This is a genomic window from Acidimicrobiia bacterium, from assembly GCA_036396535.1.
GTDB lineage: Bacteria > Actinomycetota > Acidimicrobiia > Spongiisociales > UBA5794 > DASWKR01.
The window spans coordinates 1-25015 of the sequence record DASWKR010000044.1; the positions used below are offsets into that span (position 1 = coordinate 1).

At 68.2% G+C, this 25015-nt stretch carries 20 protein-coding genes; 13 read left to right on the forward strand and 7 right to left on the reverse strand.

The window, feature by feature from the left end; all coding sequences use genetic code 11:
- The 4 genes from VGC47_07450 to VGC47_07465 all read left to right on the forward strand — a co-directional run.
- The coding region (locus tag VGC47_07450; GenBank protein HEX9855132.1) for an NAD(P)-dependent oxidoreductase at positions 1-205 on the forward strand (205 nt) is incomplete at its 5' end.
- 125 nt (positions 206-330) lie between these two features.
- A complete protein-coding gene (locus VGC47_07455) occupies positions 331-1236 on the forward strand; it encodes an ROK family protein (GenBank protein HEX9855133.1) in 906 nt (301 codons plus the stop codon).
- A gap of 138 nt (positions 1237-1374) precedes the next feature.
- Positions 1375-1794, forward strand: coding sequence for a VOC family protein (locus VGC47_07460; GenBank protein ID HEX9855134.1), 420 nt, complete (start codon positions 1375-1377; stop codon positions 1792-1794).
- Between the two features lie 86 nt (positions 1795-1880).
- Entirely contained in the window at positions 1881-2633 is a 753-nt protein-coding gene (locus VGC47_07465) for an aldolase/citrate lyase family protein (protein HEX9855135.1), read from the forward strand.
- Positions 2634-2777: 144 nt separating this feature from the next.
- On the opposite strand, the gene VGC47_07470 is transcribed toward VGC47_07465, so the two are convergent.
- From VGC47_07470 to VGC47_07480, 3 genes are all read right to left on the reverse strand, one after another.
- Positions 2778-3548: an SDR family oxidoreductase gene (locus VGC47_07470; protein ID HEX9855136.1), complete on the reverse strand. Its 771-nt coding sequence runs from the start codon at positions 3546-3548 to the stop codon at positions 2778-2780.
- Positions 3545-4840: a histidinol dehydrogenase gene (gene hisD, locus VGC47_07475; GenBank protein ID HEX9855137.1), complete on the reverse strand. Its 1296-nt coding sequence runs from the start codon at positions 4838-4840 to the stop codon at positions 3545-3547. The genes VGC47_07470 and hisD overlap by 4 nt, the downstream gene beginning before the upstream one ends.
- Before the next feature lie 228 nt (positions 4841-5068).
- Entirely contained in the window at positions 5069-5794 is a 726-nt protein-coding gene (locus VGC47_07480) for an SDR family oxidoreductase (protein HEX9855138.1), read from the reverse strand.
- A 146-nt stretch (positions 5795-5940) separates the two neighbouring features.
- Here VGC47_07480 and VGC47_07485 point away from each other — a divergent pair, with 146 nt between their 5' ends.
- The 6 genes from VGC47_07485 to VGC47_07510 all read left to right on the forward strand — a co-directional run bounded on the left by VGC47_07485 (position 5941) and on the right by VGC47_07510 (position 13839).
- Positions 5941-7155 carry an alpha-hydroxy acid oxidase gene (locus VGC47_07485; protein ID HEX9855139.1) on the forward strand — a complete coding sequence of 405 codons (1215 nt, stop codon included), beginning with the start codon at positions 5941-5943 and terminating at the stop codon, positions 7153-7155.
- A 70-nt stretch (positions 7156-7225) separates the two neighbouring features.
- Positions 7226-8719 (forward strand): CoA-acylating methylmalonate-semialdehyde dehydrogenase, encoded by a 1494-nt coding sequence (locus VGC47_07490; protein HEX9855140.1) that lies wholly within the window; start codon positions 7226-7228, stop codon positions 8717-8719.
- Positions 8719-9411 carry a GntR family transcriptional regulator gene (locus VGC47_07495; protein ID HEX9855141.1) on the forward strand — a complete coding sequence of 231 codons (693 nt, stop codon included), beginning with the start codon at positions 8719-8721 and terminating at the stop codon, positions 9409-9411. Before VGC47_07490 ends, VGC47_07495 begins: the two co-directional genes overlap by 1 nt.
- A 216-nt stretch (positions 9412-9627) precedes the next feature.
- Positions 9628-10857 carry a pyruvate carboxyltransferase gene (locus tag VGC47_07500; protein ID HEX9855142.1) on the forward strand — a complete coding sequence of 410 codons (1230 nt, stop codon included), beginning with the start codon at positions 9628-9630 and terminating at the stop codon, positions 10855-10857.
- A 58-nt stretch (positions 10858-10915) separates the two neighbouring features.
- Complete coding sequence (locus tag VGC47_07505; GenBank protein HEX9855143.1) at positions 10916-12154, forward strand: Xaa-Pro peptidase family protein; 1239 nt, start codon at positions 10916-10918, stop codon at positions 12152-12154.
- On the forward strand, positions 12151-13839 hold the full coding sequence (locus VGC47_07510) for a PEP-utilizing enzyme (GenBank protein HEX9855144.1): 1689 nt from the start codon (positions 12151-12153) through the stop codon (positions 13837-13839). The genes VGC47_07505 and VGC47_07510 overlap by 4 nt, the downstream gene beginning before the upstream one ends.
- 39 nt (positions 13840-13878) lie before the next feature.
- On the opposite strand, the gene VGC47_07515 is transcribed toward VGC47_07510, so the two are convergent.
- Positions 13879-16248: an FG-GAP-like repeat-containing protein gene (locus VGC47_07515; GenBank protein ID HEX9855145.1), complete on the reverse strand. Its 2370-nt coding sequence runs from the start codon at positions 16246-16248 to the stop codon at positions 13879-13881.
- Positions 16249-16382: 134 nt separating this feature from the next.
- Here VGC47_07515 and VGC47_07520 point away from each other — a divergent pair, with 134 nt between their 5' ends.
- The 3 genes from VGC47_07520 to VGC47_07530 all read left to right on the forward strand — a co-directional run bounded on the left by VGC47_07520 (position 16383) and on the right by VGC47_07530 (position 19766).
- A complete protein-coding gene (locus VGC47_07520) occupies positions 16383-18104 on the forward strand; it encodes a bifunctional sulfate adenylyltransferase/adenylylsulfate kinase (protein HEX9855146.1) in 1722 nt (573 codons plus the stop codon).
- Positions 18104-18895 (forward strand): 3'(2'),5'-bisphosphate nucleotidase CysQ, encoded by a 792-nt coding sequence (locus VGC47_07525; GenBank protein HEX9855147.1) that lies wholly within the window; start codon positions 18104-18106, stop codon positions 18893-18895. The genes VGC47_07520 and VGC47_07525 overlap by 1 nt, the downstream gene beginning before the upstream one ends.
- Positions 18896-18992: 97 nt before the next feature.
- Positions 18993-19766: a YceI family protein gene (locus tag VGC47_07530; protein HEX9855148.1), complete on the forward strand. Its 774-nt coding sequence runs from the start codon at positions 18993-18995 to the stop codon at positions 19764-19766.
- Positions 19767-19785: 19 nt separating this feature from the next.
- On the opposite strand, the gene VGC47_07535 is transcribed toward VGC47_07530, so the two are convergent.
- The 3 genes from VGC47_07535 to VGC47_07545 form a co-directional block, all read right to left on the reverse strand.
- Positions 19786-22173: a G8 domain-containing protein gene (locus VGC47_07535; GenBank protein HEX9855149.1), complete on the reverse strand. Its 2388-nt coding sequence runs from the start codon at positions 22171-22173 to the stop codon at positions 19786-19788.
- Between the two features lie 113 nt (positions 22174-22286).
- Positions 22287-23330 (reverse strand): LacI family DNA-binding transcriptional regulator, encoded by a 1044-nt coding sequence (locus VGC47_07540; protein ID HEX9855150.1) that lies wholly within the window; start codon positions 23328-23330, stop codon positions 22287-22289.
- Positions 23331-23785: 455 nt separating this feature from the next.
- Positions 23786-24931: a fatty acid--CoA ligase family protein gene (locus tag VGC47_07545; GenBank protein HEX9855151.1), complete on the reverse strand. Its 1146-nt coding sequence runs from the start codon at positions 24929-24931 to the stop codon at positions 23786-23788.
- Positions 24932-25015 lie beyond the last annotated feature (84 nt).

Here is a 25015-nt window from a genome sequence, read left to right on the forward strand (position 1 = left end):
GGGCCTCGACGTGACGGATCCGGAACCGATCCCGAGCGATCATCCCCTCGTCGCTCTCCCCAATTGCGTGGTCATCCCGCACCTCGGCAGCTCCTCGGCGGCGACGAGGATGGCGATGGCGGAGCTTGCGGCCCGCAACCTCGTGGCAGGGCTCGAGGGCCGCCGACTCGAGGCATGCGCCAATCCCGAGGTCTACTGCCGGTAACCGCTCTCAGGGCGCCACGGGCGAGGTCCACCGTCGAAGGTCGCGGTGGGGGCGGGGGCTGGTCGGCGGGGTGATGCCGTGGCGAGCCACGATCTCGACGACCGGTGTTCGTTAACGTCCCGGGCGTGACGAGGCGGTACGGAGCGATCGAAGCCGGCGGGACGAAGTTCGTGTGCGCCATCGGCAGCGGCCCGGACGACGTGGCCGCCGGCGAGCGCTTCCCGACGCTCCAGCCCACCGAGACGATCGAGGCCGTCATCGACTTCTTCGCAGCCGAGGTTCGTGACGGCGGCGAGCTCGACGGCATCGGGATCTCTTCGTTCGGTCCCGTCGAGCTGCGGCCATCCCACCCGCAGTACGGGCACATCACCACCACCACGAAAGCGGGATGGGAGGACACCGATCTGGCAGGACCGGTGGAACGGGCGCTCGGCGTCCCGGTCGGCTTCGACACCGACGTCAACGGCGCCGCCCTCGGCGAGGGCAGGTGGGGCGCCGCCCAGGGCCTCGACACATTCGTGTACATGACGATCGGTACCGGGATCGGGGTCGGCGCCGTTGTCGGCGGCAACGTCGCCCACGGGCTCGTGCACCCCGAGATGGGGCACGTGATCGTGTGCCGCAGACCGGGCGACGAGTACCAGGGGGCGTGCCCCTTCCATCGGGACTGCCTGGAGGGCATGGCGAGCGGGCCGACGCTGGAAGCCCGTTTCGGCCAACCGGGAGAGGACCTTGCAGGGTCGGACGGGGACGAGGCGGTAGCCCTGATCGCCTGGTACGTGGCCGACGGCCTGCGCACCATCGTCTACACGCTGGCGCCGCAGCGGATCGTCATAGGTGGCGGCGTCGCCGAGATGCCCGGCCTGCTGCCGGCGATCCGATCCCGCCTCGTCGAGATCCTTGGTGGTTATCCCGGTTTGCCGGAGCACGCCCGGGACGACTTCGTCGTCGCCACGGCGCTGGATGGTCTCGCAGGAACGTACGGAGCCTTCGTGCTCGCCGAGCGCGCCGCAGGCTTCCCGGCTACATGAGCGAGCCGCAGCCGCCTTCGGTGACCAAGATCGCCTGGCGGCTCGCACATCTCGCGCTGGGGTGTTCGGTGCCCGCGAGGTGATGCTCTTGCTCGACTTGCATCTGAGAAACGACGAACCGACCAGCAAGGAGGGACCGTGATCTCGAGTGTTCAGGTGGCAGTCGACTGCCACGACCCGCACGCTCTCGCCGACTTCTGGGCGGCGGTCATGGGGTACGAGGTCGAGTTCGACGACGACTTCATCCGGGGGCTCATCGCCGCAGGCCAAGCCACCGAGGACGACGTCATCGAGCACAACGGCCATGTGCAATGGAAGACCGCGGCTGCCTGCAGGGACCCGGAAGGCAAGCACCCGAGGCTCCTCTTCCAGCAGGTGCCCGAGCCGAAGTCCGTGAAGAACCGCTGGCATCTCGACATTCACATAGGTGAAGGCCGGGAGAGCGAGATCGAGCGGTTCATGGCGCTCGGTGCGACCCACCTCTGGGATGGTCGGCAGGGGCCGCACACCTGGGTCACCCTCGCCGATCCGGAGGGAAACGAGTTCTGCGTCTCCTGATCGGAGCGACGGTCGAATGCCGTCGACGCCTCCAGCCCGCTCTGCCAAGATCACGTTTCCCTGACAGGCGGCGAGAGCGAGGACGGATGATCCAGAATGCGACGAAAGCCAAGCTGAGAGCGGGCGAGGCGGTGCTGGGGGTGTTCGATCGGTTCCGCGATCCGAGCCTCGCCGAGTTCGTCGCCTTTCAGGGATGGGACTTCGTCGTGATGGACGGTGAGCACGGCACCCTCGACTCGGAGGACTTCGGGAACCTCGCCAGGGCGATCGAGCTGAGGGGGGCCACGCCGATCGCCAGGGTCAACACGAACGAGTCGTCCGCCATCCTGCGGGCGCTCGACTCCGGTGCGCACGGGGTCCACATCCCATGGGTCAACTCCGCTGAGGAAGCCGAGAGGGCCGTCCGCTGGGCGAAGTACGGCCCTCGAGGCACCCGCGGGCTCGCCGGCAACCGCTCGATCGACTGGAAGGCGAACGCTACGAGCACGGCGGCGGCCAACGAGGAGACGCTCGTCGTCGTGCACATCGAGACCCAGACGGCCGTCGACGCCGTCGACGAGTTCGTCGAGGTGGATGGGATCGACGTGCTCTTCGTCGGACCGACGGACCTGTCGCACTCGCTCGGGATCCCCGGGGAGAAGGATCACCCTGCGATGACGGAGGCGATCGAACGCGTCGCCGAGGCCGTCGGCCCTTCGGACAAGGCCTTCGGGATCTACGCCGCCACACCCGACTGGGTGCACAGGTGGCACGCCCGCGGCGCCCGCTACTTCACGACCGGCGTCGACGGCTTGGTTGCTGCGGGAACATCCGACTACCTGGCAGCGGCGCGGCGCTGACCCCCGCCGATCAACCGTTCTTGCGTCCCTGCGTCGCCTTGGTGCGATGAGGGGACGCCGGAACGGATGGTGCGGTGAGGCTCTCTCGTTCTTGCGTCCCTGCGTCGCCTTGGTGCGATGGAGGGACGCCGGAACGGCAGGACGTCAGTACATCACGATCCCGGCGCTGACATTGAGGTCGATTCCGGTGACTGCCGCGGCTGCGTCGCTCGTGAGGAAGAGCGCCGCGGCGGCGACGTCGGAGGCGGCCGTCAGCCTGCCGAGCGGCGAGTCTCGTTCGAACTCGGCGTGCGCCTCGGCCTCGGAGATGCCGCGTTCCTCGGCCTGCATCTTGATCACCCAGTCGATCCTCGGTCCGGCGACGGGGCCCGGCGAGATCAGGTTCGCCCTGACCCCATGGGGGCCGGCCTCGAGCGCGATGGAGCGAGTGAGGCCGATGAGAGCGCTCTTCGACGCCACGTACGGCGATCGGCCGTACAGGGGCCGCTTGCCCGTCATCGAGCCGAGGATGACGATCGAACCTCTGTCGCCCGCCGCCACCATCCGCCCGAGGAGCGCCCGGCAGCACAGGAACACCCCGGTGACGTTCACTGCGAACGTCTCCTCCCATCCGGCGGGCTCCTGCTCCCAGAGCGGACCCGATGGGCCGCCGACGCCGCTGTTGCAGACGAGGTGGTCGACGCCGCCGAGGTCGTCGTACGCCCGGTCGACGAGAGCCACGACGCCGGCGGGATCGGTGACGTCCGTCGGATGAACAGACGCCGCTCCGCCCGCCGACACGATCCCCTTGGCGGTCGCCTCCAGGTTGCCCACGTTGCGGGCTGCCAGCACGACGTGGTCTCCGCGGGCCGCGAAGGCGAGGGCCAGCTCCCTGCCGATGCCCTGGCCGGCGCCGGTGACGATGGTGACCGTCACTCCGACCACTCCGTGGCGTCGGCGAAGTACTCGGGGTTGCGCCTCAGCCGGGCGCTGATGGCGTGGCCGTACATCAGCTCTGCATCGGCGACGACGGCGGCGTGCTCTGCGACGTGGAACGAGCCTTCCGGCGTGCACCGCTGGGTGGTGACCGTCTTGAGGAACTTCCCGACCCACAGCCCACCGGTGTACCTGGCGGCCCCGACGGTCGGCAACGTGTGGTTGGTCCCGATCGCCTTGTCGGAGTACGCAACGGTCGCCTCGGTTCCGACGAACAGGCTCCCGTAGTTGTGGAGCAGCCGTGCGATCTCCTCGGGGCGCGCCGTTTGCACCTCGAGGTGCTCGGGAGCGATCTCGTTGGCGACCCTCACCAGCTCGGATTCGTCCTCGCAGACGATCACCGTGCCGTAGTCCCGCCACGCCTGTCCTGCCACATCGGCGGTCGGCCACGTCTCCAGCCAGCGATCGACCTCGCGGATCGTGGCCTTGGCCACCTCATCGGACGTGCATGCGAGGATGGCGGGCGAAGTCGGGCCGTGCTCAGCCTGTCCGAGCAGGTCGCAGGCCAGGACCCCCGGGTCCGCCGTGTCGTCTGCGATGATCATGATCTCGGTGGGACCGGCGAGCAGGTCGATCCCGACGCTGCCGAAGAGCTGACGTTTCGCTTCTGCGACGTAGGCGTTGCCCGGTCCGACCAGCATGTCCACCGGGTCGGATCCCTCGAGACCGAACGCCAACCCGGCCAGAGCCTGGACACCGCCGACGCAGAAGATCTCGTCGGCGCCCGACTCGACCATCGCCCACAGCTGCGGTCCGTGCATCCCGCCCTCGTCCTTGGGAGGTGCAGCCGCCAGCACTTCTCGGACACCCGCCACCTTGGCGGTAGCGACCGTCATCACCGCCGAGGCGATCAGCGGGTAGCCCCCGCCGGGGGAGTATGCGCCCACCCTCGACACCGGGATCCACTTCTGGCCGAGGAACACGCCGGGGAGGGTCTCCGTCTCGAAGTCGACGAGCGTCTCCCGCTGCAGCCGGGCGAAGTTCGTGACCTGATCGATGAGGAAGCGCGCGCTGTGCGCCACGTCGTCTTGCATCTCATCTCGGGCCCGGGCGATCGTCGCATCGTCCACCCTGAAGCTCGGCGGGCTCCACTTGTCGAACATCTCGGAGTACCTGCGCACCGCGGCGAGGCCCTCGGAGGCGACGTCGGCGATGATGCGGCTGACCGTCTGGCGTACCTCGTCCGTGATCTGTGAACCGGGCGGTGACCCTTGCTTCAGGTACGTCGCCACCATGACCTCCAATCCGTCCGACCTCGCCGACCCGGGTTCGCCACCGAGCATGGTCGGTCGACGCGTCGGGTGGGCGATTGTATTGAGCCCTGGGGAGCCTGCGGGATGAGTCGCCGGCCGCGTGTGCTCCGGGGTTTGGAGCCATCGGGAGACTGGATCGGCCGGCTCGGCTGACGTCGAGCTCGCGGGGCGTGCCGAGCGTTCGGCCGCCGGCCTTCCCGGCTCCTCTCAGAGCGGCTCTGACATCGGGCGCATCCCGATGAGGAACGTCCGCGCATTGTCCGGCTGGGTGAAGGCGAAGACCACGGCCTGCGCCACGTCTCGCGGATCGAGCATTCCTTCGAGCATCGGGTCGCCTTCTTCGCGACCCGTACCGATGGCGAACTCGGTATGCACGCCCCCGGGCGCCACAACACTCACCTTGACTCCTCTGTCCCTCGTCTCGTAGTCGAGTGCCTGGGCGAAGCCGACCTGAGCGAACTTCGAGGCGCAGTAGACGGACTCGTTCGGGAGGCCCTTCAAGCCGGCGACCGAAGCGATGAAGCACACCTGTCCGTGGCGACGCCCGATCATGTCGGGAAGGAACGCCCTCGTGCAGAGGAAGCTGGATCGCATGTTGGTGTTCATCATCCAGTCGTAGTCCTCGACGCTTATCGACTCGAGCGGTCCGTACTTCCCGACCCCGACGTTGTTGAGGAGGATGTCGACCCTGCCGAAGGCGCCAACGGCCTCCTCCCGGAGCCGGGTGACGTCGCCCGGCGAGGTGACGTCGGCAGCCACGGCGAGCGCTCGGCCGCCTGCGCCTTCGATCTCGCCGACGAGCCCGGCCAGCCGGTCTTGTCGCCTTGCGGCCGCGACGACCGTCGCCCCCTCAGCCGCCAGTGCCAGGGCACTGGCCCGCCCGATCCCGGACGAAGCGCCGGTGACGACCGCGATCTCTCGTGCGAGCCTCATGTTCCTCCTGGACCGTCATGCGTGCCACCCAAAGCCGTTCCCGGCCGCGACCTCGCCGAGGGTACACCCGACCGGTGCGGCTCGACGGGGCACGACGGTTGGCCCCCGGATGTAGTTTGGCGGCGACACAGCGTCAGGAGGGCCGCATGCTGGACACCTTGCGATCGGTGGTGCGCCTGCGCCCGATAGAGCTCGATCCGGTGACGCGTCGTCTCGCCAAGGCCGCCAGCGTCGCCGACATGCGCAGGATCGCCAAGCGGCGACTCCCGGGAGGCGTGTTCGACTACATAGATGGGGGCGCCGAGGACGAGTCGGCGTTGCGACGCAACTCGAGCGCCTACGCCGAGATCGAGTTCAGGCCGCGCGTGCTGCGCGACGTCGGAAATGTCGACGCTTCGACCACGCTCCTCGGCAAGGAGCTCGCCTTTCCGCTCGTCCTGGCCCCGACCGGCTTCACCCGGATCGCCGACCCGGCCGGTGAGCTCGCCGTTGCTCGCGCCGCCGAACGGGCAGGGGTCCCGTACTCGCTGTCGACCCTGGCGACGCGCTCCATCGAGGACGTGGCGGCGGTCAACGGCGGTCGCAAGTGGTTCCAGGTGTATGCATGGCGTGACCGAGGGCTCGTGAAGGAGATGGTCGACCGCGCCAAGACCGCCGGTTACGAGGCCCTCATCCTCACGGTGGACACGGCGGTCCTCGGGCGCCGGGAGCGCGATGTCAGGAGGGGATTCACGCTGCCTCCGAAGATCGGGCTCGGCACCCTCGTCGACGGAGCACGGCATCCCGGATGGACACTGGCCTTCATCCGGGCCGAGCCGATCGCCTTCGCCAACGTGGTTGGACGCGGCGTCGGCGACGGCTCCGATCCGATCTCGCTCGCCGACTACATCAACGATCAGTTCGACCCGTCGTTGTCGTGGGACGATGTCTCGTGGCTCCGCTCGGCCTGGGAAGGGCCCATCGTGCTCAAGGGCATCCAGACCGTCGACGACGCCAGGATCGCTGCCGACAGCGGCGTGGCCGCCATCGCCATCTCCAACCACGGCGGCCGCCAGCTCGACTCGGCCCCGGCGGCCGTCGAGCTCGTCTCGGAGGTCGCCGACGCCGTGGGCGGGCGAATCGAGATCATCTGTGACGGCGGGGTGAGGCGGGGCTCGGACATCGTCAAGGCGGTCGCGCTCGGCGCAAACGCGTGCATGGCGGGGCGCGCCTACCTCTACGGGTTGGGCGCCGCAGGGGAGCGGGGGGTCGATCACGTCCTGCGCATGCTCGAGGAAGGGGTCCGGAGGACGATGGCCCTCGTGGGTGCGCCGACGGTCTCGGCGCTGACACCCGAAGTCGTGCGGCGGCACGCCAAGTGACCGGCTACCGGACTGGAGCGCCTCAGCTTGCGCGATGATTGGAGTCGCGAGTGCCCAGGAAGGAGCGACCATGAACCTGATTCGCCACTGGATCAACGGCAAGGAGCATCAGGCCGACCCGGAGAGGACGGGCGACGTCTACGACCCCGCCACGGGGGAGATCGCCTCACAGGTCGCATTCGCCTCGGTGGCCGAGGTCGATATCGCCGTCCAAGCGGCCTCCGACGCCTTTCCCGGGTGGCGGGACACCCCGGTCACGGCGCGCCAGAAGGTGATGTTTCGCTTTCGCGACTTGGTCGAGTCGCACCTCGACGACATCGCCAAGCTGATCACCACCGAGCACGGCAAGACGTTCGACGATGCCAGGGGCGAGGTCAACAGAGGGCTCGAGGTGATCGAGTTCGCGACGGCGATCCCACACCTCCTCAAGGGTGACTACTCGGAGCAGGTCTCCCGCAGCGTCGACACCTACACCATTCGTCAGCCGCTCGGGGTGGTAGCGGGGATCACGCCGTTCAACTTCCCGGCGATGGTTCCCATGTGGATGTACCCGATGGCGATCGCCTGCGGCAACACCTTCGTGCTCAAGCCGTCGGAGAAGGACCCGTCCCCTTCGATGCTGAGCGCCGAGCTCTTCGCAGAGGCGGGGCTTCCCGACGGTGTGCTCAACGTCGTTCATGGTGACAAGGTTGCGGTCGATCGCATCCTCGAGCACCGCGACATCAAAGCGGTGTCGTTCGTCGGCTCGACGCCGATCGCTCGCTACGTCTACACGACCGGGTCGGGGAACGGGAAGAGGGTCCAGGCGCTCGCCGGGGCCAAGAACCACATGATCGTGCTCCCGGATGCGGACATGGAGCTGGCCGCCGACTCTGCGGTCTCGGCGGGGTACGGGTCGGCTGGGGAGCGGTGCATGGCCATCTCGGTGATCGTCGCCGTCGGCGGCGCCGCCGACAGGCTCATCCCGCTCATCGAGGACAGGATCGCCAAGCTCAAGGTCGGCCCCGGTCTCGAGGCCGGCGCCGAGATGGGCCCGCTCATCACGAGGGAGCACCGGGACAAGGTCGCCGGGTACATCGACTCCGGGGTCGACGCAGGCGCCACGTTGGTGACCGACGGGCGCGACTTCTCGGTGAAGGGTTACGAGGACGGGTTCTTCCTCGGTCCCACACTGTTCGACAACGTGACGAGGGACATGACGATCTACCAAGACGAGATCTTCGGGCCCGTCCTCTCGGTGGTGCGCACCGACCGCTACCAAGACGCCATCGAGCTCATCAACGACAACCCATGGGGCAACGGAACTGCGGTGTTCACGAACGATGGCGGGGCGGCTCGCAAGTTCCAGAACGAGATCCAGGTCGGCATGGTCGGCATCAACCTCCCGATCCCCGTGCCGCTGGCGTTCTACAGCTTCGGTGGGTGGAAGGAGTCCATCTTCGGCGACCACTCCATCTACGGTCCGGAGGGGATCGCCTTCTATACGAAGCCGAAGGTCGTCATCAGCCGCTGGCCCGATCCGATGCACCGGGGCGTCGACCTCGGATTCCCGCAGCACGGCTGATGACCACCGAGGCGTCCTCGCTGGAGAGCACACTGCGGGCTGCGGCGGCGGCAGGCGGATCGGCGCGCCAGACCGCCCACGAGTACTCGCGAGATGCCGTTCGTCGAGCGATCCTCAACGGGGAGCTCGAGAGCGGCACTCGCCTCGTCCAGGCCGAGCTCGCTGCGACCCTCGATGTCAGCACGACCCCAGTGCGTGAGGCGCTACGCGACCTGGCAGCCGAGGGTCTGGTGCGCTTCGACCCGCACCGCGGGGCGGTGGTGAGCGAGATGAGCGGAGACGACCTCGAGGAGATCTACGACCTCCGCCAGCTCCTCGAGCCCCACGCCCTCCGCCAGGCCGTCCCGAACCTGACGGACGAGATCATCGATGCGCTCGAGGTGCTGCACGAGCAGATGGCGAACGAGCCGAGGTCCGCCCAATGGGTCGACCAGAACCGAGCGTTCCACATGCTCATCTACGAGTCGGCGGCCACACCTCGCCTCGCCGCCATCATCCGCGGCCTCGAGGACTCTGCGGTCATGTACATCGGAGCTTCGTTGCGGTCGGCTCCCGAGCTGAGGGACGACGCCATCCGGGACCACGCCGAGCTCGTCGAGGCGCTCCGCAGGCGGGACGCCGATGAGGCGGTGGCGGTCATCAAGCGCCACCTCGGCATCCCGCTGCGCGCCCTGGGCTCCAGGCTCGGGTGAGCCTTTCTCGTTCTTGCGTCCCTGTGTCGCGTTGATGCGATGCGGGGACGCCGGAACGGATGGTGCGGTGAGCCTTCTCGTTCTTGCGTCCCTGTGTCGCGGTGATGCGATTGGGGGACGCCGGAACGGGTTTGGCGGGCGCATCCCCTCGAGCGTGCGGATAATATACGATGCATATTGAGCCTCGATGGGGCCGACCTCGAGAGGAGAGCGCACATGTCCGAGGAGCCCTGGAAGACCGACCGCTGGTTCTCGAGTCCGTGGAACTACCTCCCAGAGGTGACGGCCGGTTTCCAGATCCCGGACGAGGTGACGATCCACGACGTCACGCTGCGCGACGGTGAGCAGCAGGCGGGCGTCGAGTTCTCGGCAGACGAGAAAGTCCGCATCGCCGAGGCGCTCGCCGCCGCCGGGATCCACCGCATCGAAGCGGGCCTCCCCGCCGTATCACCGGCCGACAAGGAGGCGATCGAGCGGATGGTTGCGCTCGACCTGCCGACGGAGATCTACGCCTTCTCCCGCTGCATGGTCGCCGACGTCGAGCTGGCGCTCGACTGTGGGGTGACGGGCGTCGTCATGGAGGTGCCGGCCAGCCACCACCTCATCGAGAAGGCGTACAACTGGCCGATCGAGAAGGCGATCGAGGCGTCCGTCGAGTCGACGAAGTACGCCCACGAGAACGGCCTCAAGGTGACCTTCTTCCCGATCGACGCCACGAGGGCGTCGATGGTCGAGCTGCTCGACGACCTCGAGGCGGTCGCCACGAACGGCCATGTCGACAACGTCGCATTGGTCGACACGTTCGGGGTCACCTCCCCGCACGCGATCGGGTACTACACGCGGCGCGTCAGGGAGCGCCTCGCGGTGCCGCTCGAGACGCACTTCCACATGGACTTCGGGATGGGAGTCGCCAACTCGATCCTGGCCGTCGCCGAAGGAGCCTCCGTCATCCACACGACGGTGAGCGGCCTCGGGGAGCGGGCAGGCAACGCTCCGACCGAGGAGACGGTGCTGGCGTTGCTCACGATGTACGGCATCGACACCGGCATCGACACCACGAAGTTCACCGAGATCGCCCGCCTCGTCGCCGAGCTCTCCGGCGTGCGCCAACCGTCCAACCGGCCGATCACCGGCGACCGCCTGTACAACGTCGAGTCGGGGATCATCGCCACGTGGGTCAAGAACGTCGGCGACGAGCTGCTCGAGCCGTTCCCGTTCCGGCCGGAGCTCGTCGGCCAGCCACCACCCGAGATCGTCCTCGGCAAGGGCTCGGGCCTCGACTCGGTCGCCATCTGGCTGGGGCGCCACGGGGTGCACGACGCCGACACGAAGGAGATAGAGGCCATCCTGGCGGAGGTCAAGGGGCGGTCGCTCGCCAAGAAGGGGCTGCTCGACGACGAAGAGTTCGTGGCGATCGTCAACGACGTGCTCCCCGGGCGCCTCTAGATTCGATCGAGGAGCCGCGCGGGCGACGGTCGTCCGACGACCATCAGAAAGGCAAGGGATGAGGGAAGCGTTCTTCGGGCTCAGCACCGACTGGAAGGAAGGCATCAATTGGGCGAACGTCCGCGATTGGCGCCTGAAGCGGGCCCACGCCGCCATGGAGCGGGCAGGCCTCGGCGCCCTCCTGCTCTTCTACGACGAGAACATGCGGTATGTCTCGTCGACGCTCACCCCCGGGTGGAACCGACTCAAGCCGGGGCTCCGTTACGTCGTGCTCCCCAAGGGCAAGCCGCCGATCGTGTACGAGCAGGGTGACATCGGTTTCCACCTCGAGGTGCACAACCCGTGGATCCCGAAGGAGAACATCCGCCACTCGTACGTCTGGATCAAGGGTGCGGTCGGCCCCGCCGCCGAGCAGCAGGTCAACAAGTTCGTCGACGCCCTCGCCAACGACCTCGAGGACGCAGGAGTCTCCGACTTGCCGCTCGGCGTCGACTTCATCGACATCAACCTCTTGCGCGAGTTCGAGAAGCGCGGCATCAAGTGGACGGACGGCATGAGCCCGATGATGGAGGCCCGTGCGATCAAGAGCCCCGACGAGATCAAGGCGTTCTCGATCGTCGGAGCGATCTGTGACTACGTCCACTACGAGATCACGAACTTCATCAAGCCGGGCCTCACCGAGAACGAGGTGGCGGCGTTCGGATTCGAGAAGTTGTACTCGATAGCGGGCATGGAGGACGTGGAGGACGTGATCGTGTCGTCCGGGCCGAACGCCTGGCCGAACTGGCGCAACTTCTCCGATCGCATGATCCGTCCAGGCGAGCTGGTGATCATCGACTTGGCGGCGCTCACCTGGAACGGCTTCAAGTCGTGCGTCTACCGGACCTACTGCGTCGGTGGCAAGCCGACCGACGCTCACCAGAAGACGTACGACGAGGCTCACAAGTGGCTGTGGGACTCGATCGCGATGGTCAAGCCGGGCGTCACGACGCGCGACGTCGCCCTCAAGTGGCCGTCCGCCCAGGAGGCGTGGGGTTACGAGGAGGAAGACCAGGCGGCTGCCAACAACTGGGGCCACGGACTCGGGCTCGCCCAATACGACCCCCCGGTGATCTCGCGGATCTGGTCGCTCGATCACCCGGTGGAGATCCAGGAGGGGATGACGTTCGCCCTCGAGACCCAGCACGGCGTGCTCCACGACCACGGCGTGCGGCTCGAGGAGATGCTGTACGTCACGCCCACCGGCTTCGAGATGGTCTCGACCTACAAGCAGCACGAGATCATCGCCGTCGATTGAGCGAAGCTCCGCCGGCGACCCCGCTCGTCCTCGACCTCGACGACGAGCGAAGCCTCGATCCGTCCGTGAGCGGAGCCAAGGCAGCGTGGCTGGCGTACGCCCGCTCGGCGGGCCTGCCCGTGCTGCCCGGCCGCGTCGTCACCACCGCGGCCTCGCGTCCTGCCATGGCCCTCGGAGCCGAGACGATGCGAGAGCGCGGGTCGGGGGGCGCCCGACTCGTCGTGACGCGGATGGATCTCGACCCGGAGCTGCTCGGCGGGTTGGAGGCCGCCGCCGACGTCGCCCCGGAGCTGGTCGTCCGATCGTCGTCGCTGCTCGAAGGCGGCGGGGAATGGGCCGGAGCGTTCACGTCATATGTCGGTGTCGGCCCCGATGACGTTCCCCTGGCCGTGCGCGGGTGTTGGGCGTCGGCTTTCTCGGTGCACACCCTGGAGCGATACGAGGTGGCCGGGATCGTGCCGGGCTCCACGCCGATGGCCGTGTTGATCCAACCGCTCCTGCTGGCCGCCTTCGGGGGCACGGCGCGGCTCGACGGTGAGGACGTGTCGATCGTCGCCGTCGCCGGTTCGCCCGCAGCTCTCCTGCAGGGGTGGGAGCCGGGCGCAACCGCCAGGGTCGCGGTCGACGGCACCGTGGCCGGTCCGGCCGCACAACTCGTAGGCGAGTCCACGTTGCGGCGCATCGCTGCCGAGCTGCGACGGGCCGCAGACGCCGTCGGGGCGTCCACGTGCGAATGGGCCCTCGACACAGATGACGGGATCACCCTGCTCCAGGTGGGACGATCACCGGTCACGGCCGACTCCCAGCTCGAGGTGCATCCCGACCTCGCTCTCCCTGCGGCGGCTCGCATCGCCTCGCTGACTCGGAGGTTTCCCGGCCCGATCGGCGAGGAGCTCGTGCTCCCGTGGGCCGTCTCCATCCTCGGAGACCCGCCGCAGCCGAGCGACGTCGGGGTCCCCGTCGAGCGGCTCGTCGACGAGATCGTGATGAGATCGGAGATGCTGGCCGCCGCCGTCTGGGGTCGACCGCCGCTCGAGGCGCGCCGAGAGGCTGCCGCGGTGCTGTCCGGCCTGAGGGGACAGGAACCGGGAGCGGCGCTGGCCCGCATCGGGGGCCTCGCTCCTGCGGACGAGGGGAGAGCAGCCGAGCTGCTCGGCGTCCTCGAGGCGGCCCGAGAGGCACTCGTGGAGGCGGGGGCGGCGAGCCGGAGCGAGCTCGCATGGCACATCGGAGTGGAAGAGGCTCGGCGCATCCTGGCCGGGGACATGGACCCCTTGCCCAGGAGGCGGTTCGGTTTCGGGGTATGGGAGCCCTTCAACGCCGCGGTGGTCCTCGGGACCGGCGAACGGCTCCCCGGGGTGGCGGCCGCCCCCGGTGTCGGCTGCGGTCGCCTGCGATTCCTCAGGGACACCGGCGGGATGACGCGGTTTGTCGCCCGCGACGTCGTGGTGGCCCGGTATCCGCTCCCGAATTGGGCTCAGCTGCTGTGGGACGCCGCCGCGGTTGTCACGCTCGGTGGGGGACCGGGCGCACACCTCTTCGAGTCGGCTCGCGCCTTGGCGATCCCGGCGGTGTGCGGAGTGCACTTGGAGGACACCCTCGGCATGCCGCTCGAGGAGGCCGATGGGCGCTATGCCATCGCCGTCGACGGCACGAACGGGATCGTGGCACTGACGGAATGGTGAGTCGCTCGGCTGGCGGCGTCGCCTCAGCCGGCGAGGCACTCAGCGCAGCAGCTTGCCCCACCCCGAGACGTCGAACTCGCCCGAGGCGGAGACCGCCTGCCAGAGACGCCGCTTGCCGTTCGAAAACGCCACGACGTCGAGGACCCCGTCACCGTTCACGTGAGCGGCGGCCAGCTCGCTCACGCCCCCCTGCCGGGGCACCTTGCCCCGGTGCCTCTTGACGAAGTGGTCGCCCGCCGACCGCATCACCTTGAGCTTGCGATTTCCGCCGGTGAACGTGACGATGTCGTCCCTCCCGTCGCCTGTCACGTCGGCGACGACTGCGTGCCTGACGTTCTGCCCGGGGTTCGAGAGACGCACCCAGGTGGCCGGCTCGGTCCCGGTCTTCCCCTTCCGTCCCTCGACGACCCACCAGCGGCCCGTCGTCGCCGCGTAGGCGGCCACGTCGTCGCGCCCGTTCCCGTCGAAGTCGCCGACCAGGACGTGTTGCCACGGACCGGCCTGCGGCAGCCGGCTCCACGTGCGCGGCGTGAACGACGTCCCGTCCGAGAACAAGGCGATGAGGTCCCCGGTGTTGCCGTCGACGTGGACGATGTCGTCGCGCCCGTTCCCGTCGAAGTCTCCGACGACCACGTCGCTCCAATTCGGTGATTGGACGACGAAGTCGTACCAAACGGCCGAATCGAAATGATCTCCCCGTGAGGTGAAGACCCGCCAGGTCGTCTCGGCTGCCAGGTAGTCGGCGATGTCGTCCCGCCCGTCGCCGTCGAAGTCACCGACGACGCCCTTGCTCCAGTTGCCGGCGCCGTGTGCCCCCCAAACGGAGAAGGCGAAGCGGCCTGCCTCGGCGACGCCGACGCGCCACTTCGAGTCGGATCGGTAGGCGGCGACGTCGTCCCGTCCGTCGCCGTTGAAGTCCCCCGTGAGGAGTTGCTGCCATCCTGTGTCGGATTCGTGGTTCGCCCATGCCTCGAACGGCTGGCCGCCACCCACCCACCACGAAGCGTTCCACCCGAGCATCAGCCCAGCTTCGCTGCGGCCGTCCCCGTCGTAGTCGCCGACGAGTGCCTCGATATGTCCGTACCGCAGCTTGTTGATGTGCCTGCCGCGCAGGGCGAGGAGACCCATCATGTCGGCACCGCTGCGTTGCAGGACGACCCGTGATCCGCTCATTGCGCCATGGATGTCGATTCGTTTCGGCGTTCCGGACGCGAACCGCTCCACGATCTCCATCCCGTCGACCCGGTCCAGGCCGAGCGCAGCCGCCAGCTCGACCTCGGAGAACGTGTAGGTCCACGACGAGTGCGGGTTCCCGACGGCTGGGCTCACCGCCCACGGATCGGGCCTGCTGCGAAGGTACGGGAGCGGGTTGCCGCCCCAGATGTCCTCGTTGTTCTCCGTGGCGCCTCCGGACGACGACGAGTAGAAGGCGGACACGATCCCGCTGCCCCCCGCCTGTGGATGCGTGACGACGAATCCGCTGGTGTCGTCGACCGCCGCCTTCCAGTCGTCGAAATGAGACGCCTGCTCGTGGGACCAGCCGACGTAGCTCTGGTCGACGATCGTCGAGTACATGTGGCACCAGCACTGTTCCTTGCGGGTCTGCGAGAACTGGCTCTCGGCGCCGTGACCGAGCGCCCTGCTGGCGGCGTAGCTCCGGGCGGCCATCACTTGCGCCTCGAGCGCCTGGCGTGGCCAGGACAGCGGGACCTCGGCGAGCCCGTACAGGTACGCATCCACGGCGATCTCGAGCGACACCTGCACCGATTCGCCCCCGTTCGGCGTCCGGATGTTCACGACCCCGCGGCCGAACGTGTCGCGGCCGGTGCCGACCCCGTCGACCTGTACCTTGCCCCCGGAAGGGGAGAGGCCCCGGATCGAGGCCTTGCACGGGCCCGGGCCGGACACGGCTTGGCCGTCTCGTTTGAAGCGGCACGTCCCATTGGCCCTGACCTCGAATTGCCACGTCTCTCCGGGCGACGCCGTCCATTGGCAGCCGCCTTCCCCGGCGTGGCACACCGTCACCGGTCCTCCGGTCGCCGAGAACGTGAAGGAGGTTTGGCCTCGCAGCAGGCTGATCCAGAGCGGGTCGTCGTCTGCTCGCAGAAAGTTCGAGGTCGAGACGCGGTCGGCGATCCTCCCGGTCGACGAGCCGGTGTAGTAGTAGGCGAGGATCTGTTCTGCCGACCTGCCGTCGAGTGCCTGGCCGAGCGCCCCGTACTGTGACATTCCGATGCCGTGACCCCAGCCGGCTCCCTCCATGGCGACCTCGCCGGGTGTCGGGGCCTGCTTCGCCCCTGCGTTCGGCACGACACCGACGGCGACCCCGAGGGCCAGCCAGGCCGCGGCGGCACGGAGGATCCATCGCCGATTCATCTCGGCGCCCCAGCGCAGACCGCCTCCGCCCATGACCACAAACGTACGCGGCGAGGTTGTTCAATGCCCGACGAGGCCGATATCATGAATGCTCGACGTGCGGCCAGGCGCGTCTCGATCTCTTTCCCGGATCCAATCGAACCTCGCTCGTCACAAGGAGCTTCAACGTGCCCGAATTGATCCAGCCCCACGGTGGAACGCTCGTCGACCTCGTCGTCGACGAGAGCAGGGCGGCGGCGCTCAAGGAGGGCTCCCGCGACTTCCCATCGTGGGACCTCACCGAGCGTCAGGTCTGCGACCTGGAGCTCCTCATGAACGGGGCGTTCTCGCCTTTGCGTGGCTTCCTGAACCAAGCCGACTACGACTCCGTGGTCGCCGGTATGCGCCTGGCGGATGGCACCTTGTGGTCGATGCCGATCACCCTCGACGTGACCGAGGAGATGGCGTCCACGCTCGAAGCTGGATCGACGCTGGCGCTGCGGGACAACGAGGGCGTGATGCTCGCCGTCATGACCGTCGAGGACGTATGGCGTCCCGACAGGGAGAAGGAAGCAGCGCAGGTGTTCGGCTCGACGAACGGCGAGCACCCGGGGATCGATCATCTCCTCAACAACACTCACCCGTTCTATGTCGGCGGGACTGTCGAGGGCCTTCAGCTTCCCGTCCACCATGATTTCCACGAGCTCAGGAAGACCCCGGCCGAGGTGAGAGCGGAATTCGTCGCCGAAGGATGGAACAAGGTGGTTGCGTTCCAGACGAGGAACCCGATGCACAGGGCCCACGTCGAGCTGACCATGCGTGCCGCAGACGAGACGGGGGCGAAGCTGCTGATCCACCCGGTCGTCGGCATGACCAAGCCGGGCGACGTCGACCACTACACCCGCGTCAGGGTCTACGAGGCGATCGCCCATCGCTACCCCGAGCACACCGCCGCGCTGTCGCTGCTCAACCTGGCGATGCGGATGGGCGGGCCACGCGAGGCTGTCTGGCACGCCATCATCCGCAAGAACCACGGCGTCACGCATCTCATCGTCGGACGCGATCACGCCGGGCCCGGCAGCGACTCGAGCGGTACCCCGTTCTACGGCCCGTACGACGCCCAAGACCTCGTGCGCGAGCACGAGGAGGAGCTCGGGGTCGCCATGGTGCCGTTCAAGATGATGGTCTACGTCCCCGACCAGGACATCTACCTGCCGATCGACGAGGTTCCCGACGGCATCGACACCCTGAGCATCTCGGGCACCCAGCTCCGCGAGAAGCTCGCCGACGGCAGCGACATCCCGGAGTGGTTCACGTATCCGGAGGTGGTCAGCGAGCTGCGTAGGACCCATCCACCGCTCAGCGAGCAGGGTTTCACCGTGTTCTTCACCGGTCTCTCCGGTTCCGGGAAGTCGACGATCGCCAATGCGCTCCTCGTCAAGCTGCTGCAGCGGGGCGGCCGCACCGTCTCGATGCTCGACGGCGACATCGTTCGTAAGAACCTCTCGAAGGGCCTCGGCTTCTCGAAGGAGGACAGGGACACGAACATCCTCCGCATCGGTTACGTTGCGTCCGAGATCACCAAGGCGGGCGGGATCGCCATCTGTGCCCCGATCGCGCCGTACGCATCGACCCGAGCCGAGAACCGCAGGGTCATCTCGGAGGTGGGTGGTTACATCCTCGTGTACGTTGCGACACCCCTCGAGGTGTGCGAGGAGCGCGACCGCAAGGGACTGTATGCCAAGGCGCGTGCCGGCATCATCAAGGAGTTCACCGGAATCTCGGACCCGTACGAGGAGCCGGAGGATGCCGACATCGTGATCCACACGACCGAGGTGGAACCGGAGACGGCCGCCGAGCGGATCATCGCCCTCCTCGTAGAGCGCGGGTACCTGACGGCAGGCGACTGATGGGGCGCCTCACGGCCGAGGACGACATCGCCAGGATCGAGGCGGCGCTCGATGGCGCCGCCGAGGCCCTCGCCCCGTTCACGCCCGGCGAGATCTCTGCTCGCATGAAACACGGAGACGATCCTGTCACCGCCGCCGATCTCGCCGTGGACGCCGTCCTTGGCGAGCTGCTGCCGCGCACCGGCGAAGGGTGGCTGTCGGAGGAGACCGCCGACGATCCCGCCAGGCTCGGGTGCCGCAGGGTTTGGGTCGTCGATCCGGTGGACGGCACCAGGGAGTTCGTCATGGGGATCCCGGAGTGGTGCGTATCGGTCGGCCTGGTCGTCGATGGGAGGCCGGTTGCCGGGGGAATACTCAACCTTGCCGCGGGCCACAGGATCGTTGGCTCCGTCGACGACGGCGTCACCCTCAACGGGCGTCCGGTTGCCGTGCAGCCGCGGCGATCGATCCTCGGGGCTCTCGTGCTCGCATCGAGGAGCGAGGTGAAGCGAGGAGAGTGGGAGGCGTTCTGGAAGTCGCCCGTCTCGATCCGCAACATGGGCTCAGTCGCCTACAAGCTCGGATGCGTGGGCGCCGGGCTGGCGGATGCGACGTGGACGCTCGTCCCCAAGCACGAGTGGGACGTCGCCGCCGGGGCGGCCCTCGTGGTGGCGTCCGGCGGAGAGGTCTTCGGGCTCGACTACGAGCCCGTCGTGTTCAACCAGCCGTCGCCGAAGCTGGCCGGCTTCATCGCCACGTCACCGGGCCTCGATGGGCCCGTCAAGGAGCTGCTGGCGGGCTTCGTCGGCTGAGTGGCTGCCGCCCGACGCTCCACTCGAGAGGAGCCCCCCTCGCGTGGCGTATCGAGAGAATGGAACCAAAATGACGCTCCCGCCGAATAGAGAGACGATGACGATCGAGCAGCCACGCAAGAGATCCCGCCTCAAGGTCATCGCCGTCGTCGGGCTCGTCGCCCTCGTGATCGGCGGCTACGGGCTCTACAGGTACTTCTCCGGCGACGCCCCGGACCCCGTGGACCTCGACCGGACGGTCGCGGCCGTCACCACGACCGTCGCCGATGGGTCGACGACGACGCCCGCCGATGGATCGGCGACGACGCTCGCCGATGGAGGCGTCGAAGGGAGCTGGACGGTCGACACCTCGATCGGCGACTTCGCCTTCGACGACGCCACCGCGTCGTTCGCCGGCTTCCGCGTCGACGAGGAGCTTGCCGGGATCGGCGCTGCCGAGGCGGTCGGCCGCACGCCCGAGGTGTCTGGTTCGATCGAGATCACCGGAACGACGCTGCAAGCCGCCACGATCGAGGCCGACCTCACCGCCATCGTCAGCAACGAGCCGCGACGTGAGGCCGCCATCCAGCGTGCCCTCGACACGTCGACCAATCCGCTGGCGACGTTCACGCTCACGTCACCCGTCGATTTCGGCGAGGCAGCCGCCACGGGCGCAAGGATCTCCGTCACCGCGGTCGGAGACCTCACCGTGAATGGGGTGACGAACCCTGTCGAGATCCCCATCGAGGCGCAGCTGGTCGAGGGCAACATCCTCGTGACGGGGTCGCTGCCCATCGTGTTCGCCGACTACGACGTCACCGCTCCCAGGGCGCCCATCGTCCTCTCCGTCGCCGACAACGGGACGCTCGAGTTCCAGCTCTGGTTGTCGTAGTCGTCGAGAGGCAGGTCGCTCAGCTCGTGACGGGCAGCCAGTTGCCTTCGCCGACGAGGCGGAGGTGGAGCAGCCCGGTCGAGGCCTGGTAGAACCACTTCGATCCGCCGCCGTCGAGCTGTCCGAGGCTCCCAGCCTCCTCACCCCACCACGACGGGATGCTGAACCCGGAGCGGACCGGGATCGCCAGCCGAGCCGCCTTCTTGCTGCCGGTCCCGGGCGAGACCCCGTTGACGTAGAGGTTGAAGCTGTCCGGGGTGCCCGTGAGCCACTCGACCTCGTGCTTCCTGTTGCCGACGATCGTGAAGAAGAGGCTGTTGGCGTCGCCCGATCCGTCGTAAGACTGGCGTTTGCCGTCCGCGCGCGTGACCCGGATCGGCCCCGGCGTCCCGTCGAGCCGGTACACCGAGATGCCGAAGTGGCTCAGGTCGCACTCGAATGCGTTCCAGGCGGGCCGGTTCGTGCAACCGCTCGTGTGCATCAACGAGCCCTTGACCACCAGCCGACTGCCGGGGTTGCCCGTCACCGAGCCATCCAGATCGGTGAACATGGTCGAGGCGTCGCCGTCCACATACGTCTCGACGTCGGGCAGGAGCACCTTCCGCGAGTTCACGAACTTGGCCTTCTGGACGGCGTTGGCGGGGCTGATCCAGAACTCGTCGGGGAACAGGCTCGTGAGGGCTCCTGCGTCGCGCAGCCCACTCGGCTCGAAGTTGGCGAACACCACGTTGTTGACGCGCATCGGGCCGTCGTAGAACGGGACGCCCCCGAGCTCGGCGTGCTCGTCCCATGGCAGCGGGAGGGAGCGCCCTCCCTTGCCCGTCGGCTCCCAGGATGCGGGCTGGCCCTTGTTGTTCGTCTCGGCGACGATGAGCGAGTCCTTCAGGAGCCCGACGTTGTCGCCGGACGGCCCCGACCGGATGTTGGCGAGGTAGACGCCTCGCCAGTTGTCGGCATAGACGGCGTTCTCGAACTTGGCGCCCGAGAACGTTCGGACCCACATGCCGTAGTGGCGGTTCTTGTACGAAGTGAAGTCGCGGAATACCGGCCGGACGTGCGGCGAGTCGTTGTCGCCGGGCACCTGGCGCGGGTTGTACCACGTCGTCTCGACGGTGCGGTCCGGTTGCTCTCCACCGTCCAGGTAGAGCCCGGTGAAGCCGTTGGAGTGGGCGGTGTTCCCGTCGAAGGTGTCGAGTGGAATCTGTCGCGGCCACATGTCGGGGTCGTAGCTCGGGCCCAGCGGGTGCTCGGGAAGGCCGCACCAGAAGCCGGCGAAGTCCCCGCCTGCGGCGACGTTGTCCTCGAACACGTTGTCCATGTTCGAGATCCAGTACACGGAGGCATCCGTGTCCGACGGGGTGAGGAGGTTCTGGGCCGCAGGCTCGCGGACGAGGGCGCCGAGGTTGCCGACCAGCTCGTTGCCCGTCTCTGCGGCGTCCTCGAGATAGAAGCCGTGTCCGAAGGTGTCGAAGCCGACGTTGTCGCGGAACCGCAGGTTGCGGACGGCGTGGAACGAGATGAAGCGGTTGAAGGCGTGCGAGGTCGCCGTTCTCCTCACATAGCTGTCCCTGGCATTGCCGAACAGGTGGAAGTGGAGTGGGTACCGGCCCAACCTGCCGGCCTGCCCCATCCGCTTGAAGGCCGCGTCCTCGATCCTGATGACGCTGCCCTGGAGGAACAGCCCATGCCCGCCGATGAGTGAGCTCTCGGAGTCGGCGTTGCCACGGACCGTGATGTTGCGGTCGAGGTTCCCGACTTCAGCGCACTCGCTCACCGACCGCTCCTTGTACGTCTCGGCTGCACCGCAGTAGTGCAAGTACTCGAGCGGCTCGTCGATCGTGACCCGGTTCCCGCTCTTGCCGATGATGGTGACCTCTTCGGCCTGCTCCGGGGCGAAGTCGGTCGAGACGACGACGATCGTGTCCCCGACCTTCCAATCGTTCGGCTCGAGGCGCAGCTCGGTTGCGCCTCGGGCGGCGGTGTGCGTCAGCCTCACCCACGAGACCTTCTCCTTGCCGTGCAGGTCGAGCCGGCCTCCGGCCACGGCAAGGAACTTGTCCCCGTAGCCGCCGACGCTCTTCGAGCCGTCCCCCTTGAGGGTGATCGTGACCTTCTTCGTGAACGGGTTCTTGTGGGTCCCGCACACGAAGGCGCCCGTCTCGGTGACGAGGATCCAGCGCGCCGTGATGTCGACCGACTTCGTACCGCACCTGACCTTCCCGTTGATCGTCAACGTCGCCAGGTCGAGGTCGGTGTCCAGGATCGCCGTCGTGCCCTTCGGGATCGTCACGTTGCCGGTAGTGGGGAAGGCATCCGACCAGTCGACGGTGGTGGCCGCCGACGCCGGTGTCGGGACGAGAATGGCGCCGATCGTCAAGGCGACGGCCAGGATCATGCGATGTCTCATGCGGCTCCTTGGGCGCGCCAACCGACACTGCGAAGGGGAGTGACTACGCAGAGTAGCCAGAAATGGGTCACATGAGAAGGAGTCGATCGACCCACTGCGCAGCCCCGGTCGAGTCAGCCCGGCGCGGCGGCCGAGGGTGGCGCAGTCGACAGGCGCACCACGAGGGCCGGCTGCAACTCGATCGATTGCGGCGGGTCGCCGTCTCCCCGTCCGTCGGCGATGAGGTCGAGCAGCACCTCGGCTGCGGCCGCTCCCATCTCCTGGTACGGCACCGCGATCGACGTGAGCGGGGGATCGACCCGGTCGATGAAGGCCATGTCGTTGTACCCGGTGACCGAGACGTCGCCGGGGACGGTCCGTCCCGAGGCCTCGAGGGCGTCGTAGCACCCGAGCGCGATCAGGTCGTTGGCGGCGACGATGGCAGTGAACGGCACGTCCCTCCCCAGCAACTCCTCGCAGGCCGCCCTGCCGGAGTCGATTCGGAAACCGTTCGCCTGCACGACGAGCGCTTCGTCGGCTGCGAGACCCTCGGCGGCCACCCAGGCGGCGAATGCCTGGCGGCGTGCCAGGCCGGTCGAGAGGTCGCTCGGTCCGGCGACATGGGCGATGCGCTCGTGCCCGAGTGCCACCAGGTGGCGCACGGCGAGCCCGATACCGGAGTTGTCGTCCCCGACGATCGACGGGAAGGCCTGACCGGGTGTGTGCCGATTCACTAGCACGGTGGGGATCTGCCTCTCCAGGAGGATCTCGGGCGCTTCGAAGTCGAGATGGGCGCTTGCGATGATCAACCCGTCGACCCGTCGCTCGGCCATGGCGGTCAGCAGCCAGTGCTCCTTCTCGCGATCACCGTCGTCGTCGACGATCATCAGCGAGTACCCGACGGCGGAGAGGGTCGCCTCGGCCCCGGCGTAGATCGGTGGGAACAACGGGTTCTTGACGTCCGGGATGGTCATCCCGATCGTCATGGTGCGGTTCGTGCGCAGCCCTCTGGCGAGCGGGTGCGGGCGATAGCCGAGTCGCTCGGCCACCTCGATCACCCTGCCGGCAGTGGCGACGTTGACGGCCGACCTGGTCGCCGGGTTGAGGGCTCGCGAGGCGGTCGACATGTGGACGCCCGCTTCGCGGGCGACGTCCTTGAGCGTGACCATGCTTGTCATGTGCCGCTCGTCATGTGCCGCTCGTCATGTGCCGCTTGTCATGTGCCGCTTGTCATGTGCCGCTTGTCATATGGCGTCGCTACCTTCCGTTCGTCCTGCTCGGCGGGACATGGGTGGGGTGCCGTGGTGTGCTCGACGTCACATGGGTGGCACCCCGGTCGCCGACCAGACAGATTTCCCCGGGCACGAGTGTACGAGTCTGGGCCGGGGGGCGCAGACCGTCGGGTGGCTCGGTGATCTCGACGTCCTTCCGAGGGGCGAGCGACCGCCCCGAGGGGGCGGTCGCTCGAGGAGGTCCCCGGGGGCCGGGCTGGTCGTGAGCGGCCCCCGGGGACTGCGGGAAGAGCTCATCCCGCTGGAGGACTCGAAACGTATCCGGCGCGGGTGACGCGAGGGTGAACCATCCGAGGCGGTGACGTGAACTCTGGCGCCTCTTCGGCGGGCTGCGCTCGCGGTCAAGGTCGGCGTCGAACGACTTTGCCCCCTCTGTTGCGTTCGATGGCTTCGACGAAGCGAACCTCGCGTGGTGCGGCTGTCATCGAGAGGCGGGCGCCGACGTGGTCGCGCAGCTCCTGCAGCGTCGGGAGGAGCTGCGGGTCGGCGGCGACCACCTCAGCGACGATGCGTTGTCCCCACTCCTCGTCCTCCTCGCCGATCACTGCCGCGTCGGCGACCAGGCCGTGCTCGACCAGAGCGTCCTCGACCATGGAGGGCGAGACCTTGATCCCTCCCGAGATGATGACGTCGTCGAGGCGACCGGTGATCTCGAGCCTCGTGCCGTCCCACGTCCCCGAGTCCCTCGTGCGGAGCCAGTCGCCGTCGAAGGCCGAAGCCGTTGCCGCCGGGTCACCTCGGTAGCCCGCCATGACCATCGGCCCCTTCACCTGCACCTCGCCGTCTCCGGCGATGCGCACTTCGGCGCCGTCGAGTGGCCGCCCGTCGAGGGCGAATCCTCCCCACGTCTCCGTCATGCCGTAGCTCGTGACGAGGCGGGCTCCGGCGCCGGCGGCGGCGCGGTGCAGCGTCCGCGAGAGCGGCGCCCCGCCGACGACGAGCGTCCCGAGGCGATCGAGCGGCACGTCTGCTTCGAACAGGCGATGGAGCATCGTGGGCACCAGCGAGACGACCGTGACCGATCCTCCGGCCGCTTCCCGCGCCACTGCCGCCACGTCGAAACCGTCGTGGACCGTGACCTTCGTCTCGGTGACGTATCCGCGTGCCACGATGGCGAGGCCCGCCACGCCGGACAGAGGCATGACGGCGAGCCACCCATCGGCGGCGTCGAGCCCGAGGGCGGTCGTGTATGCGCCCGCCATGTGGCGCACACCGCGCTCGGTGAGATCGACGGCCCGCCCCACCGTCGTCCCCGACGTGAGCACAACGGCGCACACTTCGTCTGCGGGGGCGTCGCCTTCGAGGTCGGTGACGCCTGAGGCGTCGACGAGGCGCGTCGGGCGGACGGCGGCGAGTGCGGCGGCCCTCACCTCGCCGGATGCGGCCCGATCGACGACGTGGACGGCATCCCCCGAGCGCCACACCGCGGCCACCTCGCGTGCCGCTGCAGGGGCGGCGAGGTCGATGGCGACGAGGTGCTTGGGCATGGGTGTCCTCGCAAGGCGATCCCCGGCCGGGATGCGGCCACTAGCCTAACCGTGGGAGCGATCACTCCCACGATTGAGGGGAAC

Excerpts from the sequence above, each read along its gene's own strand:
- VGC47_07465 (HEX9855135.1), top strand. The coding sequence starts at position 1,881 with ATGATCCAGAATGCGACGAAAGCCAAGCTGAGAGCGGGCGAGGCGGTG.
- VGC47_07490 (HEX9855140.1), top strand. The coding sequence starts at position 7,226 with ATGAACCTGATTCGCCACTGGATCAACGGCAAGGAGCATCAGGCCGAC.
- VGC47_07545 (HEX9855151.1), bottom strand. The coding sequence starts at position 24,931 with ATGCCCAAGCACCTCGTCGCCATCGACCTCGCCGCCCCTGCAGCGGCA.
- VGC47_07485 (HEX9855139.1), top strand. The coding sequence starts at position 5,941 with ATGCTGGACACCTTGCGATCGGTGGTGCGCCTGCGCCCGATAGAGCTC.
- VGC47_07530 (HEX9855148.1), top strand. The coding sequence starts at position 18,993 with ATGACGATCGAGCAGCCACGCAAGAGATCCCGCCTCAAGGTCATCGCC.
- VGC47_07500 (HEX9855142.1), top strand. The coding sequence starts at position 9,628 with ATGTCCGAGGAGCCCTGGAAGACCGACCGCTGGTTCTCGAGTCCGTGG.
- VGC47_07515 (HEX9855145.1), bottom strand. The coding sequence starts at position 16,248 with ATGGGCGGAGGCGGTCTGCGCTGGGGCGCCGAGATGAATCGGCGATGG.
- VGC47_07495 (HEX9855141.1), top strand. The coding sequence starts at position 8,719 with ATGACCACCGAGGCGTCCTCGCTGGAGAGCACACTGCGGGCTGCGGCG.
- VGC47_07535 (HEX9855149.1), bottom strand. The coding sequence starts at position 22,173 with ATGAGACATCGCATGATCCTGGCCGTCGCCTTGACGATCGGCGCCATT.
- VGC47_07505 (HEX9855143.1), top strand. The coding sequence starts at position 10,916 with ATGAGGGAAGCGTTCTTCGGGCTCAGCACCGACTGGAAGGAAGGCATC.
- VGC47_07525 (HEX9855147.1), top strand. The coding sequence starts at position 18,104 with ATGGGGCGCCTCACGGCCGAGGACGACATCGCCAGGATCGAGGCGGCG.
- VGC47_07540 (HEX9855150.1), bottom strand. The coding sequence starts at position 23,330 with ATGACAAGCATGGTCACGCTCAAGGACGTCGCCCGCGAAGCGGGCGTC.
- VGC47_07480 (HEX9855138.1), bottom strand. The coding sequence starts at position 5,794 with ATGAGGCTCGCACGAGAGATCGCGGTCGTCACCGGCGCTTCGTCCGGG.